Raw genomic sequence first — 18,630 nt, 5'->3', positions numbered from 1 at the left:
CGTCGTGGTCATTTCGGTGCTCCTCAGTCCCGTACGCCGAGCCAGGCGAGCGCGCCGCCGTCGATCACGAACGACGATCCGGTGATGAACGCGGCGTCGTCGGAGGCCAGGAAGCAGGCCAGCCTGGCGACCTCCTCAGGACGCCCGAGCCGCTCCACCAACTGGGGCGCGGTCAGCTCGTGTTCCACGGCGTCACGGTCCCCGCCGGCCGCGAAGAAGCCCTGGGCCAGCGGGGTGTCGACGACACCGGGGCAGAAGCAGTTGCAGCGCACCGGGGCCAGATCGACCGCGGTGACCTTGGTCAGATGGATGACACCGGCCTTGGTGACGCCGTAGGCGGGGGCGTTGGCGAAGCCGGTGAGGCCCGAGACGGACGCGGTGTTGACGATGGCTGGCCCGCGCGCGGAGCGGCGCAGATACGGTGCCGCGAACTTGGTCGTCAGCCACACCGCCTTGAGGTTCACCTCGTAGACCGCGTCCCAGACCTCCTCGGCGAGCGTGTCGACCCCGCGCTCCGGTTCGGCCGTGAACGCGGTCTCGATCACCCCCGCGTTGTTGACCAGGACGTCGAGTCCGTCGAAGAGCCCCGCGGTGCGGGTCACCATGGCGGCGATGCTGTCGCGGTCGCGCAGGTCGCAGACGATCGCCTCGGCCCGGGCCCCCGCGGCCCGCACCAGCTCCGCGGTCTCGGCGGCGGTCTCCTCGTTCCGGTCGGCCACGGCCACGGCGGCCGCGCCCTGCCGGGCCGTCTCCACGGCGATAGCCCGCCCGATGCCCTGTCCCGCACCGGTGACGAGCACGGATTTCCCGTCCAGGGAACCCATCATGAGGCCACTCCTGACAACGCTTCGCTCGACACTTCGCTTGACCTGAACTGAACTGGCTTCATTTTCGTCGAGTCTAGATTCACCAGGCAGGGGCGGCAAGGTGCGGGACGGGCCGCTTGAAGTGACTTCCGGTCGGGCCGTGAGGTCAGGGCCGGTCGGCCCGCACGGCGGTGACGCGGTGCGTCACGCCAAGGTCGGCCTCCAGGCGCCACACACCGTCGCCCGCGGGGACGCGGACGGGATCGCCGCCCAGCCGGTCAAGCGGGGCGGGATCGACTGAAGCGGGCCTGCCACAGGTCGCGCAGCAGCGCGATCTCGGACATGTGGTGGATCAGTTCGAGGTTGGACCCCCACAACACGGCGGCGTACGGCTCGTCGGGGTCGGAGCCGTACGGGTACCGGGAGAAGCCGACCGTGTCGAGCTGCTCCTCGGTCACCGCGCCGACGCTCTCGCGCCAGCGGTCGAGAAGCGCCCAGAACCGCTCCTGCGCCAGATCGGCGGAGGGCGTGAAGTCGACCAACTCCCTGGGCTCCGCGCGGTGTTCGCCGAAGGTCCACTCCCAGCTGCCCGCGAAGCAGGAGTGCAGGTGTCCCAGCCGCCACGCGATGGTCGTGACCTGGGTCCGGTCGGGCTCCGGCGCACCGGTGTGGGCGAGGACCTCCTCGACCCGCTCGACGCTCACGCTCCAGTCGGCGGCGATCTTGTCCACGGTCATGCCGTCGGCGGCCTGCCGGGCGACCTCGGCGTACTCGCCCGCCGGGATGTCCGGCGCGCCCTGGTCGAGCAGCCACTCGCCCGGACCGTACGCCCGGGGCGTCACCGCCTCGCCCCGGCGCCGGATCGACCAGCAGTCCGGGACCGGCTCCCACAGGTACTCCTCGTCGCCGAGCCCGGTCAGCCGCACCTGGGCCCGTTCTCTGGCACAGTCGAACTGGTCGAGCAGCAGCCCCAGTCGATCGGTCCGTACGCGCTCGGTCCCCATGGCCCGGCTCCCTCCGCCGTCGCGTTGCCCGTCACGCCCGTGCGGAGGGTAACGGCCGACCCGCACGGGCCGCGACGGATTTCCGCGCCGACGGGCCCGTTCCGGACAGCCGTCTCCTCAGGCGTGTCCCTCAGGCATGTCCTCAGGCGTATTCCTCAGCCGAGTTCCTCCGCCAGGCCGACGACGATCCCCTCGGGGCCGCGGACATAGCACAGCCGGTAGATGTTCTCGAACTGCTCCACTTCACCGACGAGTTCGGCGCCGTGGGTCCGCAGCCGGGCGACCACGTCGTCGATGTCGTCGACCGCGAACATCACGCGCCGGATCCCCAGGGTGTTCGCCGGCGCGTCCTCGGGCTCCGACCTGATCGCCCTCGGCGCGTGGAACCTCGCCAGCTCGATCCGTCCGGGGCCGCCCGGGACCCGGAGCATCGCCACGTCCTGCCGCACGTCGTCGATGCCGATGACCCGCTCCACCCACCGCCCCTCGACCGGGCCCTTGCCCTCCAGCTCCATGCCGAGTTCGACGAAGAACGCGATGACGGCGTCGAGGTCCTCGACGACGATGAGGACGTTGTCCATCCGCTTGATCATTGTTCCGGTTCTCCCAGAGGTGTCGGGTACGGCCATGATGACCGCGTTCGCCTCTGGGACGGAGCCGCCGGGCCGTTCTCGACATGAGCTCGGTTCACGCGGCGCTGCGCCTCCTGTCCGCGTGCGCCCGGACGATGTCCGCGTACCGCCGACCGCTGCCCTTGATTGTCCGCTTCTGCGTGGCGTAGTCGACGTGCACCAGCCCGAACCGCTTGTCGTAGCCGTACGCCCACTCGAAGTTGTCCAGCAGCGACCACGCGAAGTACCCGGCGAGCGGCGCCCCTTGGCGGGCTGCCGACGCGCAGGCCGCGAGGTGCCGCTCCAGGTACTCCGCGCGCTCGGGGTCGTCGACGGTCCCGTCAGGCCGTACGACGTCCGGATAGGCGGAGCCGTTCTCCGTGACGTACAGCCTGCGGGCGCCGTACTCCCGTGTCAGCCGGAGCAGCAGCCGCTCGATGCCCGACGGGTCGATCTCCCAGTCCATGCCGGTGCGCGGGACGCCGAGCCGGCGGACCGTGCGGACCCGAGGGGCCGGACCGGTGGGGTCGTCGGCGACGGTGGACGAGAAGTAGTAGTTCAGGCCCAGCCAGTCCAGGGGCTGCGCGATCGTCTCCAAGTCCCCGGCGCGTTCGGGGAGTTCGACGCCGTAGACCTCGCGCATGTCCTCCGGGAAGCCGCGGCCGTGGACCGGGTCGAGCCACCAGCGGTTGGTGTGCCCGTCCAGCCGCCGGGCCGCGGCGAGGTCCTCGGGCCGGTCGGTCGCCGCCTCGACGACGGACAGGTTGTTCACGATCCCCACCTGCGCGTCCGGCGCCGCCGCGCGGATCGCCTGGGCGGCCAGGCCGTGGCCGAGCAGGAGGTGGTACGAAGCCCGCACCGCGGCCGTGAGGTCGGTCAGCCCCGGCGCCATCTTGCCCTCCAGGTGGCCGATCCACGCGGAGCACAACGGCTCGTTGAGCGTGGTCCAGTGGCTCACCCGGTCACCCAGCCGCTCGGCCACGACCGAGGCGTACGAGGCGAAGTGCCCGGCGGTCTCGCGCGCGGGCCAGCCGCCCCGGTCCTGGAGCGCCTGGGGCAGGTCCCAGTGGTAGAGCGTGACCGACGGGGTGATGCCCGCGGCCAGCAGACCGTCGATCAACTCGTCGTAGAAATCAAGGCCCTTGGCGTTGACCGGGCCGTCGCCGCCCGGCACCACCCGCGGCCAGGCGATCGACAACCGGTAGGCGTTCGTGCCCAGTCGGCGCATCAGCGCGATGTCCTCGCGCCAGCGGTGGTAGTGGTCGCAGGCGACGTCGCCGTGGTCGTCGCCCGCGATCTTCCCGGGGGTGTGCGAGAAGGTGTCCCAGATCGACGGCGAACGGCCGTCCTCGGCGACGGCTCCCTCGATCTGGTAGGCCGAAGTGGCCGTGCCCCACAGGAAGTCGTGCGGGAGTGCGGCGAGGTCGATGGTCACGAAGGTCCCTTCGGAGGAGTGGGTCACTTGACGGCGCCCGCCGTCAGCCCGGCGACGAGATAGCGCTGGAGCAGCAGGAACCCGGCCACCACGGGCACGCTGACGACCAGCGAGGCGGCCATGATCTGGTTCCAGTACACGTTGTTGAGCGTGGAGTAGCCCTGGAGGCCGACGGCGAGCGTGCGGGTGGTGTCGTTGGTCATCACCGAGGCGAACAGCACCTCGCCCCAGGCGGTCATGAAGGCGTAGACGGCGACCGCGACGATCCCCGGGACCGCGGCCGGCACCACCACCCGCAGCAGCGCGCCGAGCGGCCCGCACCCGTCCACCAGCGCCGCCTCGTCCAGGTCGCGCGGCACCGAGTCGAAGTACCCGATCAGCATCCAGATCGAGAACGGCAGCGAGAAGGTCAGATACGTCAGGATCAGCCCGCCGCGCGAGCCGAACAGCGCGATCCCGGTGGCGTTGCCGATGTTGACGTAGATCAGGAACAGCGGGAGCAGGAAGAGGATGCCGGGGAACATCTGCGTGGACAGCACGGTCACCGTGAAGACGCGCTTGCCGCGGAACTCGTAGCGGCTGACCGCGTAGGCGGCGAACACCGCGATCACTACCGAGCAGACCGTCGCCGCGCCCGCCACCACGAGCGAGTTCACGAAGTAGCGGGCCAGCGGGATCGTCGACCAGATGTCGATGTACGGCCGGATCGTCAACTCGCTGGGCAGCCAGTGGAACTGGCCCGTGACGTCCGCGAGCGGCTTCAGCGAGCTGGAGACCATCACGTACACCGGGACCAGCACGAAGCCGGTGAGCAGGGTGAGGAAGACCCGCCGCGTCCACAGGAACGAACTGGGCGGTGCCATCGGGGACTTACGCATCGGGGACTCAGGCATCGGCGGGCCTCCGTCGGCGTCCGCGTGCGGTCAGTGCCAGGTAGCCGCCCGTCACCACCAGCAGGAACAGCAGCAGGAGCACCGACATCGCGGAGCCGGTGCCGAAGTTCCAGGTGACGAAGGAGGCTTGGTAGATGTGGACGGAGATCAGGTCGGCGGCTTCAGGCGCGGTCCTGCCGAACAGGACGTACGGCGTGTTGAAGTCGTTGAACGTCCACAGGAACAGCACCAGGACCAGCACCTGGTTGACGGGCCGCAGCGACGGCAGCGTGATGCGGCGGATCTGCTGCCACACGCCGGCCCCGTCCAGCGCGGCAGCCTCGTACAACTCGCCCGGGATGTTCTGGAGTCCGGCCATCACGATCAGGAAGGCGAACGGCCAGCCCTTCCACACCGACACCGTCAGCAGCGCCCAGAAGCTGTTGTCGCCGATGAGCCAGAAGGACGGCTTGTCGGTGAGATGGAGCTGGTCGTGCAGGACATGGTTCACCAGGCCGTTGTCGTGCTGGAACATGAACACCCAGGTGATGACGGCCGCGTAGACCGGCAGCGCGTACGGCACCAGGAACAGCGCCCGCAGCAGTCCGCGACCGCGGAAGGTGTCCTGCATGCAGACGGCGGCCGCGGTGCCGATCAGCCAGCACAGGGCGACCGACAGCAGGGTGAAGGCGACGGTGACGAGGAACGAGTGCAGCAGGGCCTCGCCGACCGGGGCGTCGAAGTCCACCGACACCTTGTAGTTGTCGACGCCGGACCAGGGCGCGGTGCCCCAGTCACGGATGTAGAACTGCGTCAGCTCCTTGAAGCTCATCACGATGCCGATCACCATCGGCACCAGATGGACCAGGAGTTCGAGCAGCAGGGCGGGCAGGAGCAGCAGATAGGGCAGTCCGACCCGGCGGATCCGGCCGGTCCGGCGCGGGGGCCGGGGCGCGGCGGGCCCCACCCGCTGCTCGCGCACTTCGAGAGTGGTCGTCATCGTGCTCACTTCGCCGGCATCTGCTGCTGGGCCTTCTCCAGCGCCGCCTTCACCGAGTCGGTGGTGACCGGACGCCCGGCCGCCGCGTCGGCGAACAGCCCCTTGATCGCGGTGCCCACGGCCGTCTCGAACTGCGACTCGTCGGCGACCTGCGGCAGCGCGGCGGCGCTCTGCGCGAGGGTGTCCTTGAGTACGGCGTTGGCGGCCGTATTGAAGGAGGCGTCGCCCTGGGCCGACTTGACCGGGGGTATGGAGCTGTACGCGGTGTTGAGGACCTTCTGCTCCGCGTCGCTCGTCATGAACTTCACGAACTTCCGGGCGCCGTCGAGGTTGTCGGTGTTCTTGAAGACGGCGAGGTTGATGCCGGCGACCATCGAGTTGACGTTCGCGCCCGTCCCGGGGGTGCCCGACTGCACGGGGACCGGGGCGATGCCGTAGGCGTCCGCGCTCATGCCCTGGGACTCCAGGTTCGCGGACGCGGACTGCCACAGCAGCATCGCGCTCTTGCCCTTGGCGAAGTCGCTGACCGACTGGTTCTGGGCGTACTCGGCGTTGCCCGGCGCGATGATCCGGTCCTTGGCCATGAGGTCGACGTACTGCTGGACCCCGGCGACCGCGCCGTCGTTGGTGAAGTCGGGCTTGCCCTCGGCGGTGAAGAAGTCGGCGCCGTGCTGCTTGGCGAAGACGAAGGCGTGGTGGATGTTCTCCGACGGGTTCGAACCCTCCGCGCCCAGGCCCCACTTGCCGCCCTTGGAGAGCTTCTTGCCGTCGGCGATCAGCTCCGCCCAGGTGGCCGGCGGCTTGGCGATGCCGGCGTCGGCGAACATCTTCTTGTTGTAGTAGAGCGCGTACGCCATCGAGTACAGCGGCACGGCCGCCGGGTCCTGGCCCTGGGCACCCGTCGAGCCGAGCGCGGAGTCGACGAAGCGGTCCTTGCCACCGATCGCGGCGAGGTTGTTCGCGTCCCAGGGCAGCAGCGCGCCGGTGGCCTGGAGGGAGGCGCTCCAGGTGTTGCCGATGTTCAGGACGTCCGGGCCCTGGCCGGAGGTGGTCGCCGTGAGGATCCGGTTGAGCAGGTCCGACCAGGGGACGACCTCCAGCTTCACCTTGATGCCGGTCTGCTTCTCGAACTTGTCGAGTTCGGGCCGGAGGACCTTCTTGTCGACCTCGATGCTCGCGCCCTGGTTCGACGCCCAGTAGGTCAGTGTCTTCGGCGAGTCGTCGGACCCGCCGCCCGTCGACGAGCCGCCGCCGCAGGCGGTCACGGCGGTCAGTAGGGAGACGGTGACCGCACCGGCGGCCGCGGCTCGGATTCTGCGCATGGCTCAGCTGTCCCTTTCCGGAGGGAGCCCGCGAGTGCGTTCACTTCCCGAACGCCACTCAGGGGTTAATTTAGGGCGTGATTTAAGCTCCGGAAGAAGGGCGCGTCAAGAGATCGCGCAATCTGCGGGCGTCCGACACGGGGGACACGCCGGACCGGGCTCATCCGCGGCGGGGTGGACGTCGCCGGAACGGTCGCGTCAACGGCAGGGCGGCCGTCGGCAAAGGCGCGGGCAAGATTCGCCCTCCCGGCCCGCCGCACGCGCCTCGATGACCGTCTGGCCACGCACTGTTCACTCGGGCGCTGCCGACTCCCGCCAGGGTGCGGTCGTTCAGTTCAACTGCTCGGCAGGGAGGGCGCCATGACCGTACAGGCGGGTACATCGGACGAGTCGGCGAGATCTTCGGAGGGGGTCAGCCGGCGCCACGCGCTGGGCCTCCTGGGCGCGGCGGTGGCCGGCGCGGCCGTCACCCCCTTGCTGGGAGCGGGCGAGGCGCAGGCCGCGCCGGACGCCGCCCCGGCCTTCCACCTCACCGCGGACGCCTCCGGCGCACCGCCGGTCCAGGGTCTGCACCTGACCTTCGGAGCCGACCCGCGCACCCAGATGACCGTGTCGTGGCTCACCGACCGGCCCGTCAGCAAGCCGGTGGTCCGCTACGGCACCCTGGAGCACGGCTTCGGCTCCAAGGCGGAGGCCCGGACCGTCACCTACGTCGACGGCACGTCCAACCGGACCGTCTACGTCCACCACGCCTCGCTGAAGCGCCTGACCCCGGGCACCGAGTACATCTACCTCGCCACCCACGAGGGGGCCACGCCCGACAGCGGTACGTTCCGCACGGCCCCGGGCGGGCGCAGGCCGTTCACCTTCACCAGCTTCGGCGACCAGTCCGCCCCGCAGGTCACCTGGGCGGCCAACGGCACGGCGGCGCTCGACGCGAACTCCACCCCCGCGACCAAGGACATCGTCACCGGCATCGAGCAGGTCGCCCCGCTGTTCCACCTGCTCAACGGCGACCTCTGCTACGCCAACCTCGACGTCGACCGGGTGCGCACCTGGAACAACTTCTTCACCAACAACACCCGTTCGGCGCGCTTCCGCCCCTGGATGCCGGCGGCCGGGAACCACGAGATCGAGAAGGCCAACGGCCCGCTCGGACTCGGCGCCTACCAGACCTACTTCTCCCTGCCCTCGACCGAGACGGACGCCGAACTCGCCGGTCTCTGGTACGCGTTCACCGTCGGCTCGGTCCGGGTGATCGTGCTCCAGAACGACGACAACTGCCTCCAGGACGGCGGTGACGTCTACATCAACGGCTACTCCGGCGGACGCCAACTCGCCTTCCTGGAGAAGGAGCTGAAGGCCGCGCGGTCGTCCCGGGACGTCGACTGGGTGGTCGTCGCCATGCACCAGGTGATGATCAGCTCCTCGGACGCCAACGGCGCCGACCTGGGGCTGCGCCAGAAGTACGGCCCGCTCTTCGACAAGTACGGCGTGGACCTGGTGCTCTGCGGTCACGAGCACAACTACGAGCGCTCGCTGGCCGTCCGCGGGGTCGTCACCGGCAGCGAGACGCTGACTCCCCGGCCGGTCTCCGGGGCCATCGACTCCATCGACACCGGGCTCGGCACCGTGCACATGATCCTCGGCGGCGGGGGCGTCTCGGGCACCACCAACCAGAACTTCTTCAAGGACGGCTCCGCCAAGGTGATCACCTCGGTGTCCTCGACCGCCGGGGCCAACGGCAAGCGGACCGCCACGTACACCAAGGAACAGGCCGTCTGGACCGGGGTCCGCGACCTCGACCACCCGTACGGCTTCGCCGCGTTCACCGTCGACCCCGGCCGGCACGCCGGTGACACCACCCGCATGCACGTCACGTACTACAACGTGAACAAGCCCAACGGTGAGCTGTCGGTCTTCGAGACCTTCACGCTGCACCGCCGGCGCTCGGACGGCCACAAGAAGTGACGCGGCGGGGCGGTGAGGTCACTCGCCGCTGAGTTCCGCGAGCTGTTCGGCGGCGGTGGTGTTCCCCCGGTCGGCGAGGCGGCGCAGCTCGTCCAAGTCGTCCTGCTCGACGGCGAGTTGGATCAGCTCGTCGGTGGCCGTGGCATTGCCGCCGTCCGACAGCCGCCGCAGCTCCTGGAGGTTGCCCTGCTCCCCGGCGAGCTGTACCAGCTCGTCGGCGGCATCGGAGCTGCCTGCCTCCGCGAGGCGGCGCAGCTCCTTCACATCGCCCTGCTCGACCGCGAGTTGAACGAGTTCGTCGGTGTCGGGGCGGTTCGGGTCCGGTGAGGTGGGGTGCATGGGGGAGCCTTTCCCTGAAGTCGGTCCGGTTCTTCGAACGGCTACGAGGCGGCACCGGGGAGCTTCCCCGCGGCCCGCAGTCCGTCCCGGTGCGCCTCCCACTCGTCCCTGAGCCTTGGCAGGCGCTCGGCGAGGAACTCGGCCAGCGCGACCATCTCCTCAAGGGGGGCCCGGCGCTCCGGAGGTGCGTCGGCGAGCAGGGCGAGGCCCTCCCGGAACAGCGCCGCGTGCTCCGTGTGCAGGGCGGCGTCGAAGTTCTGCGGCTGCCGGCTCGCCGGGGCCAGGCCCACCCGGTCCATCCGCTCACCGGCGGTCCGGGTGCGCCGGGCCGTCCCGTAGGACTCCAGCAGCTTGACGGCGCCGGTGACGGCGCTGCGGCTGGCCAGCAGGGCCTCGGCCAGCTCGTCGATCGTCTGCTTGGGCGGATCGCAGACGAGGAGGTGGCCCAGCAGACGCCCGGCCATGGGCGGGAACCCGTACTGCCGTGCGTAGAAGCGGCCCACATGGTCGGCGAAGAGGAGCTGTGCGTCGTCCGGCATGTGTTCGAGCGTACCGTACGGAACTGAGATGACAGTTATTTGTGTCATCTCAGTTCTCGCTGTTACGGCCGGACGGTCGCGGCCACGGCATGGTCCAGGTGCGCGATGACGGTCGGCACGTCGTCGTTCTCGGTTCTGCGGATCAGTTCCAGCGCCGGCCGGACGAGACCGTGCGGGCGGGCTATGAGGCGGGCCAGTACTGCGGCCCGGACGTCGAGGCGGTCGACGGTGGCGGCGCGCTCCTGTTCGGTCTGGCCGGCCAGGAGGACGGCGTTGTACCAGGCCTCCTCGCGGGACTGGCGGATGCTGAAGTCGAGGATCTGCTCGTCCGTGCGGCCGCCGACCTTGTCGAGCAGGGACATGAGCGGCGACAGGGCGTTGACCGAGTCCTGCACCGCCAGGACCACCTGCGCGAGGATGTCGTTGATCAGCAGGAAGTCGTGGCGCAGGGAGTGGATGTCCGCGCCCGGGCTCGTGCGCGCGGCGGCGACGGCCAGGTCGAGGTTGATGTGCGCGTTCACCCCGAGCAGCAGATGCTGCACGATCACGGTGTCGGAGTCGTCGAGCAGCCCGAACGTCTCGCGCCAGCAGCGCGGCCCGCTCCGGTCGCGGCGCCACGCGTCGTACGCCTCGAAGTACCGGTTGCCGAAATGCGTGTCGAAGCGGTCCATCCGGGCCCCGTCGTCGAACCGGCCCTCATGGATGGCCGTCCGCACCGCGACGGTCACCTGCCGGTACAGCGCGGCGAAGTACCCGATCCGGTCACCGTCCCGCGTGGCCTCCCGCACGATCCCGGCAAGCCCGTCCACCACCTCGTCGATGTTCTGTGCCGCCATGCCCAACTCCCCTTTCCCGCAGCCAAGTTCGGCTCTCACCACCGGTGCCTCGTTGTACCACCGGCGGCCGGGAAAGGGGACTGTCCGTGAGGTCAGGCGGGCAGTGTCGCGGCCGCCGGTACCCAGCCCTCGCGCGGCACGGAGGCGAGCAGCCGCCGCGTGTACGCGTGCTCGGGTGCGCTCAACACCCGTTCCGTGGGCCCCTGTTCGACCACCTCGCCCCGGCACATCACCACCGTCTCCTCCGTGATGTGCTGCACGACCGCCAGATCGTGGCTGACGAAGACGAGCGCGACACCGGTGTCCCGCCTGATCTCGCCCAGGAGTTGGAGGATCTGGGCCTGGATGGAGACGTCGAGCGCGGCGACCGCCTCGTCCAGGACGAGGACGCGGGGGTCCACGGCGAGCGCGCGGGCGATGGCGAGCCGCTGCCGCTGACCGCCCGAGAGCGCGTGCGGCCTCGCGTCCGCCTCCCGGCTGCCGAGCCCCACCCGGTCCAGGAGCCCGATGACCACGGAGTCCGTCGCGTCGTGGCCGTGCAGCCGCAGCGCGATGCGCAGGCACTGGCGGGAGGTGAGCCGCGGATCGAGCGAGACGTACGGGTCCTGGAAGACCATCTGGATCTCGCGGGCACGGGACAGCCGGTCCCGCCGGGTGCGCCGGCCACGGCCCGGTGTCCGGTCCCGGCCGGCCACCGTGACGGTCCCCGTGTCGGGCCGGGTCAGCCCCACGAGGATCCGCGCGACCGTGCTCTTGCCCGACCCGGACTCGCCCACGATGCCCACGGAGCCGCCCTCGGGCAGGGTGAAGGACACCCGGTCGGCGGCGGTCAGCCGCTCGCCGCCCGGCAGCCTGAAGGTCTTGCGCAGCGAGTCGGCGACGAGCAGAGGCGTGTCGGCGACGAGCAGAGGCTTTTCGTGACGGGTCACCGTGCGCTCCCGGTGGTCTCGGTGGCGGGCCGTGCGGGGCCGGACAGGTCGGACAGACGTCGGCAGGCCGCCGTACCGCCGCCCTCGACGGCCGCCGGCTCCGGCCGCCAGGTCTCGCACGCGGCGTCGGCGTGCTCGCACCGCGCCGCGAACGGACAGCCGGTGAACACGTCCGCGAGGGACGGCGGCCGCCCCGGGATCGGACGCAGAGGCCGGGAGGTCTCGCCCAGTTCCGGGGAGCACCCCAACAGGCCCTGCGTGTACGGGTGCCGGGCGCCCGAGAAGAGACGGTGCGCCCGCTGTTCCTCGACCACCCGGCCCGCGTACATGACGTACACGCGATCGCAGTAGGCGGCGGCCAGTTGCAGGTCGTGGGTGATGAACAGCAGCCCCAGCCCCCGCTGTTCGCGCAGGTTGCGCAGCAGGGCGAGGATCTCGGCCTGGGTGGTGACGTCCAGGGCGCTGGTGGCCTCGTCGGCGAGCAGCAGACGCGGCTCGGCGGCCAGCGCGCCGGCGATGACCACGCGTTGCAGCATGCCGCCGGAGAGTTCGTGCGGGCGCTGGCGGATCCGGCGTTCCGGGTCGGGCAGGCCGACGGCGTCGAGGAGTTCGACGGCCCGGGCGCGGTCGGCACGCCGGTCGGCGGAGCCGGTGCGGGCGAGGCGTTCGAGGAGGAAGTCGCCGATCCTGCGCACGGGGTTGAGGGCCGAGCGCGGGTCCTGGTGGACCATGGCGACCGTGCGGGCGCGGTGCTCGCGCAGCCGCCCGGCCGCCATGGACAGCACGTCCTCACCGGCCACCCGGACCCGGCCCTCGGCGTGCGCGCCGTCCGGGAAGAGGTTCAGCACGGCCTTGGCGGTGGTCGACTTGCCCGAGCCCGACTCACCGACCAGGCCGACCACCTCGCCGGCGGCCACCCTCAGGGAGACGTCCGCGAGCACGGGCCGGGCGGCGCCGGGCAGAAGCAGGTTCAGGTGCTCGATGTCGAGCAGCGTGTCGTGCGGCACGGCGGGCTACCTCCTGGCGCCGAGTCGGTCGGCGGCCCAGACGCCGACCACGTTGAAGGCCACCACGACGGCGGCGATGGCGGTGCCCGGCACCAGCGCGGGCAGCAGGGCGCCCTGGACGATGGCCGCCTGCCCCTCCTGCACCATCAACCCCCAGTCGGAGCTGGGCGGTTGGGCGCCGAAGCCGAGATAGCTGAGGGTGGCGAGGCTCATCAGGGACTCGCCGAACAGGACGACCAGATAGCCGACGATCGAACGCGCGAGGTTGGGCACCAGATGGGCCACACAGATCCGGGTGCCGCCCATGCCCTGGACGCGGTAGGCGTCGATGTAGGACTTGGACCGCTCGGACAGCGCGACACTGCGCGTGTACTTCGCGATCGTCGGCGCGAACGCGAGACCGAGGGCGATCACGGAGGTCGTCATGCCGGGCCCGGACACCGCGATGATCAGGACGACGAACAGCAGGCCCGGGAAGGCGTACATGACGTCGGTGACCCGGGAGACGAGGGTGTCCGCCCAGCCGCCCCGCCATGCGGCGAGGGTGCCGAGACCGACCCCGAGGACGGCGGCCAGCAGGAGCAGCAGCAACGGCGCGATCAGGCTCGTACGGGCGCCGTAGAGCACCCGGGAGAGCAGGTCCTGCCCGGAGGCGTCGGTGCCGAGAGGGTGCGCCGCGGTGGTGCCGGCCAGGGACGACGACAGGTCGATGGCGTCCGGCGCGTACGGGGCGAGCAGCGGGGCGAGGACGGCGGCGAGCACCACCAGAGCGAGGAAGCCGCCGGCGAGCGTCACTCCCAGGGGGCGGCTCGTACGGGTCCTCGCGGGGAGGACGACGGCGGTCATGCGCTGCTCCTCAGGGTCTTCAGGCGCGGGTCGAGCAGCGGGTGCACGAGGTCCACGACGGTGGTGACGACGATGTACGAGGTGACCATCAGCAGCAGCACGGCCTGCGCGACCGGGAAGTCGTGGCTGTTGACGGCGCCCACGAGCAGGGAGCCGATCCCGCTGATCCCGAAGACGGTCTCGATCGCGACGGTGCCCGCGAGCATGCCCGCGGTGACCAGACCGCACATGGTGACGATCGGGCCGAGGGCGTTGCGCAGGACGTGCCGGCGGACGATCTCCCGCTCGGGCAGCCCCGAGGCGCGGGCCACCGCCACGTGCTCGGCGGCGCCCGCGTCGGCCATCGCCTGCCGGGTGACCCGGCTGATCACGGCGAGCGCGCCGAGCGCCATGGCCACCGCGGGCAGCGTCAGATGGTGCAGCGTGCCCGCGAAGCCCTCCCCGCTGCCCGTCACCGGGAACCAGCCGAGCTCGACGCCGAACAGCGCGACCAGGGCGATCCCGCCGACGAACGACGGCACCGACGCGGCCAGGGTCGTACCGCCGACCACCGCCGAGTCGACCCAGGTGCCGTGCCGTACGGCGGCCAGGACGCCGGCGCCCACGCCCAGGACGACGAAGAGGACGGTGGCGTAGCCGACGAGGGCGAGCGTGGTCGGGAACCGGGCGGCCAGCAGGTCGGACACCTGGTCGCTGTACTGGAAGGAGCGGCCGAGGTCGAGGTGGAGACAGTCCCACAGCCAGCGGCCGTACTGCACGACCAGCGGTTCGTCGAGGTGGTACTGCTCCCGTACGGCGGCCAGCCGCTCCGGGGTGAGCTTGTCGCGGCCGCCGGCCAGGAAGACGGCGGGGTCGCCGGGGGCGGCGTACACGGCGGCGAAGATCACGAAGGATGCCGCGAGCAGTGTGGCCACCAGGCCCGCGAGCCGCCGCGCGAAGGCGGTGATCATGGTCGTTCAGCCCTTCTTCGTGCTCTTCGTGCTCTTCGCGCCGAGCTTCGCCGCCCACGGCGAGTACAGGTACGCCATCGAGGCGGGCGGGCCGGTCAGCTCGTCGTTCATGACGAGGACGGTCGGCATCTGCGCGACGGGGATCCACACCGCGGCCTCGCTGAAGCGCCGCTGGATGTCGACGACGAGCGCGGCGCGCTTCTTGTCGTCGATCGTACGGAGGGCCTCCTCGACCTCGCGGTCGTAGGCGGCGTCCCGGTAGCCGACCCAGTTGTTGGAGTTGTCCGACATCCCGTTGTCGTAGAAGCCGAGCGGGTCGCTCTTGGATATGTACCAGTCGGCGACCAGCACGTCGATGTCGGCGCGGGCCGCCTTGTCGCCGTAGAACTCCCCGTAGGCCGCCGACGGCACGGTCTTGATCTGCGCCTTCAGGCCGAGCTGGGTCAGCGCGGCGCGCACCGCGTTCGCGATGACCAGGCGGCCCTGGGTGCTGTCGGTGCCGATGACGACGGGGGAGTCGGGGGCGTGCGCGGCCTCCTTGACCAGCTTCTTGGCGCGGGTGAGGTCGTCCGCGGTCGGGGCGGCGGGGGCGTCGGTGAGCTTCTTCTGGGCCGCCTCGAAGGTGGCCTTCTCATAACCCCAGGCCCCGGAGCCGACCGGGGTGGCCCACGGCTCGACCAGGCCGCCGTAGCCGGACTTCGCGATGCCCGCGCGGTCGAGCACCAGGGACAGTGCCCTGCGGACGTCGGGGTCGGCGAGTCCGCCGCGCTCGGTCGGGATCAGGGCGAGGCTCGCGGTGCTGGGGCCGTAGTACTGGGCGAGACCGGACCTGCCGCGCAGGGCGGCGGCCGAACTGACCGTGTCCAGATAGGCGCCGTCGGCCGCGCCGGTGCTCAGCGCGTTGACCATGGCGCTGTCCTCGGCCCAGCGGAACACGACCCGCTTGGTGAGCGGCTTCGCGCCCCGGTAGCCGTCGTAGCGGGTGAGGGTGATCGAGTCGCCGGACTTCCAGCCGGTCAGTTCGTACGGCCCGGAACAGGCGTCGCCCTGGCCGGGCGTGCCGAAGTCCTCGCCGGCCTTCTCGACCTGCTCGCGGTTGTAGACGAGCCCGGCGTCGCCCGCGAGCGCCTTGGTGAACAGGGCGTCCGGCTCCTTGAACGCGATGGTGATCTCGCGCTCGCCGGTCCTGCGCATCGAGTTGACGTTGGCGAACTCGTCGGACTGCTCCATCGCCGGGTCGGCGTGCCGCTTCAGGCTGTAGAGGACGTCGTCGGCGGTCATCGCCGAGCCGTCGTGGAAGGTCACCCCGTCACGCAGGCTCAGGACCAGCGTCCGCGCGTCGGGTCTGGTCTCCTTCGCGACGAGGGAGGGGCGTACGGACATGTCGGGCTGGAGCTGGTACAGGCGCTCGCACACGTTGCTGAGGACGGTACGGCCCGCGCTGCCGCCCTGGGTGTCGAGGTCCAGGGACTCGGGCTCGTCCTCCAACAGCCAGTTCACCGAGTCGACGGCGCCCTGGGCCGCGGCGGTGATCGGGGTGAGCTTCAGCTTGGAGACGTCGACGGCGCCGGTGCCCTGCGACGAGCCGGTGTCGGCGCCGCTGCAACCGGCGGTGAGGGCCAGCGCCCCGGCGAGGCCGAGGGGCGCGAGTCGGGAGGTGAGCTTCATGGTGGCACTCCTGAACGGGACGGGGGCGGAGCGGGTGGACGGGGTAACCGGTTCACCTGGGGGCGTGGGGGCCGTCGTAGAGGTTCCAGGGCAGTCGCTGGTACTCGCGGTCGCAGGGTGTCCCGGCCGTGACGTGGTAGTCGCCCGCGGTGAGGTCCACACAGGAGGAGACCAGTGTCGTCCAGTGCCTGATCTCGGGATCGCGCGGGTCGGCGTGGGTGCACAGCGACTCGGGGAAGCCGAGGTGGTCGGACATCGCCTGCTTGATCAGCTTGCGGGTCTCCTCCGGTGAGCCCGCCTCGCGCAGCAGGCGCAGGCCCTCCTCGGCGCGCGGGACGCGGACGAGCGAGTCGGGGGAGAGGGGGCGGTAGTCGGCGGCGAGGGCGGCGGGGACACCGGCCTGGTAGTGGTTGCCGTGCACCAGCAGACCGTCGTCCGGGTACATCCAGCCGTGCCCCGCCGGAGTGGTCTCCACGTCGACGGCGAAGCCCTCCCGGCAGGTCAGCAGGGCGTTGCTGGCGATGTGGGCGCGGGTGCGGCACAGGACGTTCAGCGCGTCGGTGACGGTCGGCTGGTCGAGCACGCTGCGCCGGATCACGGTCTGCGGCAGGCCCACGGCGTCGTCGAAGCGGCCGCCCAGCCCGTTGGCGTTGAGGGCGATCCCGGCCGAGTTGGCGCCCTGGCGGCCGATCTGGCCCGCCTCCACCTGCATGATCACCGTCGGCTTCGGCGGCTGGACGATCCGCAGCATGACGACGGTGTCGGCGACGCCCGCCCGCCAGTCCCAGTTCTGTCCCGCCCAGACATGGCCGTCGCCGCTCGCCGCTCCGTACGCGGCGAACGAGGTGCAGCCCTCGGCGGGCTCCTCCTGCGGCTGCGGGCCCTCGCTCTCGCTCAGGTGCGCGAAGGAGTCGTCGTAGATGACCTCGCCGCGCGCGTTCAGCGCGAGCACGTCGAGCAGGTCAAGACCGGCGCCGTCGGCGATGCCCCGCATCTCCTCCAACAGGTCGGGGGCGTAGTCGCCGACCGGGGCGAGCCAGCGCGCGGCCCGTGCCGTGACCTGCTGCCAGGTCAGTCCGGAGGACGCCCCGAAGGCCTCCTCGTAGTAGCCGAGGGCGGTGCGCAGCTGGGGGGCCACGGCCTCGCCGTACTGTCGGCCTCTCCGGGACGGGGTCCCCGAGATCTCGACGACGGGCAGGCTGTGATTCATGGAAGGCTCCTCGACGGGACGCAGGCGCTGTAACATCCATTTCGAAAGTTCGCTCTCTCGGAATGAATTGTTCAGAGCGTAACGCCGGTTCCGTGAAGGTCAAGGGGTGTAATGGATATTTCGCGAGCGGGCAGTGCCGCCCCCGGGGGCCTCACCCGCCTCCGTGCCACCGTCCGTGATCTGTGGGACGAGCTGTCCGCCTCGGAGCGGACCGTCGCCCAGTACCTGGTCAGCGCCCCCGTCGAGCAGGTGATGTTCGCCAGCACCCAGGAGCTGGGCACGGCCAGCGGCACCAGCAACGCCACGGTCGTCCGCGCGCTCCAGCGCCTCGGATACGCCGGTCTGCCCGCCCTCAAGCGCGAACTGGCCGCCGACTTCACCGCCGCACAGGCCCCCGACATCCGCCTCGCCCAGCGGATCGCGCATGTCGGCAAGGACCTGGACAAGATCTGGAACGACGTCTTCGTCGAGGCGCAGGAACGCCTCGACCAGTGCCGGCGGCTCGCCGACGCCAAGGCCCTCGAACGCGCGGTCGGCGTCCTCGCCGAGGCCCGCGAGGTGTACTGCTACGGCGTCGCGGCCTGCGAACTCGCCGCCCGACACCTCGCCCGCGCCCTCGGCCGCATCGGCCACCGGGCCCGCTTCGTCGGCGAGACCGGCTTCGCGCTTGCCGACTCGCTCCTCACCCTCGGCCAGGGCGACGCGGTCGTGGTCTTCCAGCCGGGGCGGCTGCTGCCCGAGCTCACCGTCGTGGTCGAGCGGGCCCGCTCGGTCGGCGCCCGCGTGGTCTTCGTGACCGACGAACTGAGCGACACGTTCGAGGGCCGGGTCGACGCGGTGCTCCTCGCGCCCTACACCCCCACGGGCAACACGAACGAATCCCTGACCGGCCTCGCCGTCGCCGACGTACTGCTCCTCGCCCTCACCGCCCTCGACGAGACGTCCGCGGTGGAGAACGCTCACCAACTCGACGTACTGCGGGGCCAGTTGCTGGGCGCGGAGGAGCACCGCGGGCAGCCACGCTGACTGTGCCGGCCGGTCCTGCGGTGGGCGGCTGGGCGGCGACCTCGGCCGTACGGCACGGTCGATCAGCGGGGTCCGCGGGGTGGCGTCGATCAGGCTCCCGGGCGCCGCCCGCGAGTCTCCACCGCGCGTACGGACGACGGGATGAGCGGCGTCTCCTGGACCTCGCCTGGTTCGGGCGACCGCTTGGGGCGGGGCGCGGGAGCATGGCGCGCAGCCTGTCGATCCGCGTCGGTCATAGACCCACCTCGGTCATCGACCC

Annotated in this window: 19 protein-coding genes; 3 read left to right on the top strand and 16 right to left on the bottom strand. The window is 71.1% G+C overall.

Annotated elements, in window-relative coordinates:
* Positions 1–23: 23 nt before the first annotated feature.
* Positions 24–827 (bottom strand): SDR family NAD(P)-dependent oxidoreductase, encoded by an 804-nt coding sequence (locus tag G3I78_RS07045; protein WP_164421913.1) that lies wholly within the window; start codon positions 825–827, stop codon positions 24–26.
* 139 nt (positions 828–966) lie between these two features.
* Here G3I78_RS07045 and G3I78_RS07040 point away from each other — a divergent pair, with 139 nt between their 5' ends.
* Entirely contained in the window at positions 967–1,107 is a 141-nt protein-coding gene (locus G3I78_RS07040) for a hypothetical protein (protein WP_164421912.1), read from the top strand.
* Here G3I78_RS07040 and G3I78_RS07035 read toward each other — a convergent pair.
* The 6 genes from G3I78_RS07035 to G3I78_RS07010 form a co-directional block, all read right to left on the bottom strand.
* Entirely contained in the window at positions 1,085–1,810 is a 726-nt protein-coding gene (locus G3I78_RS07035; protein WP_164421911.1) for a DinB family protein, read from the bottom strand. The two genes, G3I78_RS07040 and G3I78_RS07035, sit on opposite strands and share 23 nt — an antisense overlap.
* Positions 1,811–1,965: 155 nt before the next feature.
* Complete coding sequence (locus G3I78_RS07030; RefSeq protein WP_164421910.1) at positions 1,966–2,391, bottom strand: VOC family protein; 426 nt, start codon at positions 2,389–2,391, stop codon at positions 1,966–1,968.
* Positions 2,392–2,497: 106 nt separating this feature from the next.
* Entirely contained in the window at positions 2,498–3,856 is a 1,359-nt protein-coding gene (locus G3I78_RS07025; RefSeq protein ID WP_164421909.1) for a GH1 family beta-glucosidase, read from the bottom strand.
* Positions 3,857–3,879: 23 nt separating this feature from the next.
* Positions 3,880–4,719, bottom strand: coding sequence for a carbohydrate ABC transporter permease (locus tag G3I78_RS07020; protein ID WP_164422132.1), 840 nt, complete (start codon positions 4,717–4,719; stop codon positions 3,880–3,882).
* Between the two features lie 22 nt (positions 4,720–4,741).
* Positions 4,742–5,728, bottom strand: coding sequence for a sugar ABC transporter permease (locus G3I78_RS07015; RefSeq protein WP_203614462.1), 987 nt, complete (start codon positions 5,726–5,728; stop codon positions 4,742–4,744).
* A 5-nt stretch (positions 5,729–5,733) separates the two neighbouring features.
* Positions 5,734–7,050, bottom strand: a complete 1,317-nt coding sequence (locus tag G3I78_RS07010; RefSeq protein WP_164421907.1) for a sugar ABC transporter substrate-binding protein — start codon at positions 7,048–7,050, stop codon at positions 5,734–5,736.
* Between the two features lie 360 nt (positions 7,051–7,410).
* Between G3I78_RS07010 and G3I78_RS07005 the strand changes: the two genes are divergently transcribed.
* Positions 7,411–9,021 carry a metallophosphoesterase family protein gene (locus G3I78_RS07005; protein WP_164421906.1) on the top strand — a complete coding sequence of 537 codons (1,611 nt, stop codon included), beginning with the start codon at positions 7,411–7,413 and terminating at the stop codon, positions 9,019–9,021.
* Between the two features lie 18 nt (positions 9,022–9,039).
* Here the strand turns inward: G3I78_RS07005 and G3I78_RS07000 are convergent, their stop codons facing one another.
* The 9 genes from G3I78_RS07000 to G3I78_RS06960 form a co-directional block, all read right to left on the bottom strand.
* The gene (locus G3I78_RS07000; RefSeq protein ID WP_203614459.1) at positions 9,040–9,360 is read right to left on the bottom strand and encodes a hypothetical protein; all 321 of its coding nucleotides are present in this window, start codon (positions 9,358–9,360) and stop codon (positions 9,040–9,042) included.
* 41 nt (positions 9,361–9,401) lie between these two features.
* Positions 9,402–9,899, bottom strand: a complete 498-nt coding sequence (locus tag G3I78_RS06995; RefSeq protein WP_164421905.1) for a MarR family transcriptional regulator — start codon at positions 9,897–9,899, stop codon at positions 9,402–9,404.
* Between the two features lie 62 nt (positions 9,900–9,961).
* Positions 9,962–10,735: a DUF5995 family protein gene (locus G3I78_RS06990; RefSeq protein ID WP_164421904.1), complete on the bottom strand. Its 774-nt coding sequence runs from the start codon at positions 10,733–10,735 to the stop codon at positions 9,962–9,964.
* A gap of 92 nt (positions 10,736–10,827) precedes the next feature.
* A complete protein-coding gene (locus tag G3I78_RS06985; RefSeq protein ID WP_164421903.1) occupies positions 10,828–11,664 on the bottom strand; it encodes an ATP-binding cassette domain-containing protein in 837 nt (278 codons plus the stop codon).
* Complete coding sequence (locus G3I78_RS06980) at positions 11,661–12,671, bottom strand: ABC transporter ATP-binding protein (protein ID WP_164421902.1); 1,011 nt, start codon at positions 12,669–12,671, stop codon at positions 11,661–11,663. The genes G3I78_RS06985 and G3I78_RS06980 overlap by 4 nt, the downstream gene beginning before the upstream one ends.
* 6 nt (positions 12,672–12,677) lie before the next feature.
* A complete protein-coding gene (locus G3I78_RS06975) occupies positions 12,678–13,517 on the bottom strand; it encodes an ABC transporter permease (protein ID WP_164421901.1) in 840 nt (279 codons plus the stop codon).
* Positions 13,514–14,467 (bottom strand): ABC transporter permease, encoded by a 954-nt coding sequence (locus tag G3I78_RS06970; protein WP_164421900.1) that lies wholly within the window; start codon positions 14,465–14,467, stop codon positions 13,514–13,516. Before G3I78_RS06970 ends, G3I78_RS06975 begins: the two co-directional genes overlap by 4 nt.
* 6 nt (positions 14,468–14,473) lie before the next feature.
* Positions 14,474–16,135 carry an ABC transporter substrate-binding protein gene (locus tag G3I78_RS06965; RefSeq protein ID WP_164421899.1) on the bottom strand — a complete coding sequence of 554 codons (1,662 nt, stop codon included), beginning with the start codon at positions 16,133–16,135 and terminating at the stop codon, positions 14,474–14,476.
* Positions 16,136–16,187: 52 nt separating this feature from the next.
* Positions 16,188–17,345 carry a C45 family peptidase gene (locus tag G3I78_RS06960; RefSeq protein ID WP_164421898.1) on the bottom strand — a complete coding sequence of 386 codons (1,158 nt, stop codon included), beginning with the start codon at positions 17,343–17,345 and terminating at the stop codon, positions 16,188–16,190.
* Between the two features lie 111 nt (positions 17,346–17,456).
* Here G3I78_RS06960 and G3I78_RS06955 point away from each other — a divergent pair, with 111 nt between their 5' ends.
* The gene (locus G3I78_RS06955) at positions 17,457–18,371 is read left to right on the top strand and encodes a MurR/RpiR family transcriptional regulator (protein WP_164421897.1); all 915 of its coding nucleotides are present in this window, start codon (positions 17,457–17,459) and stop codon (positions 18,369–18,371) included.
* Positions 18,372–18,630: the final 259 nt, after the last annotated feature.

It is taken from the genome of Streptomyces sp. SID13726 (assembly GCF_010548375.1).
Classification (GTDB): Bacteria; Actinomycetota; Actinomycetes; order Streptomycetales; family Streptomycetaceae; genus Streptomyces.
This window is presented reverse-complemented; position numbering and strand designations above follow the sequence as displayed.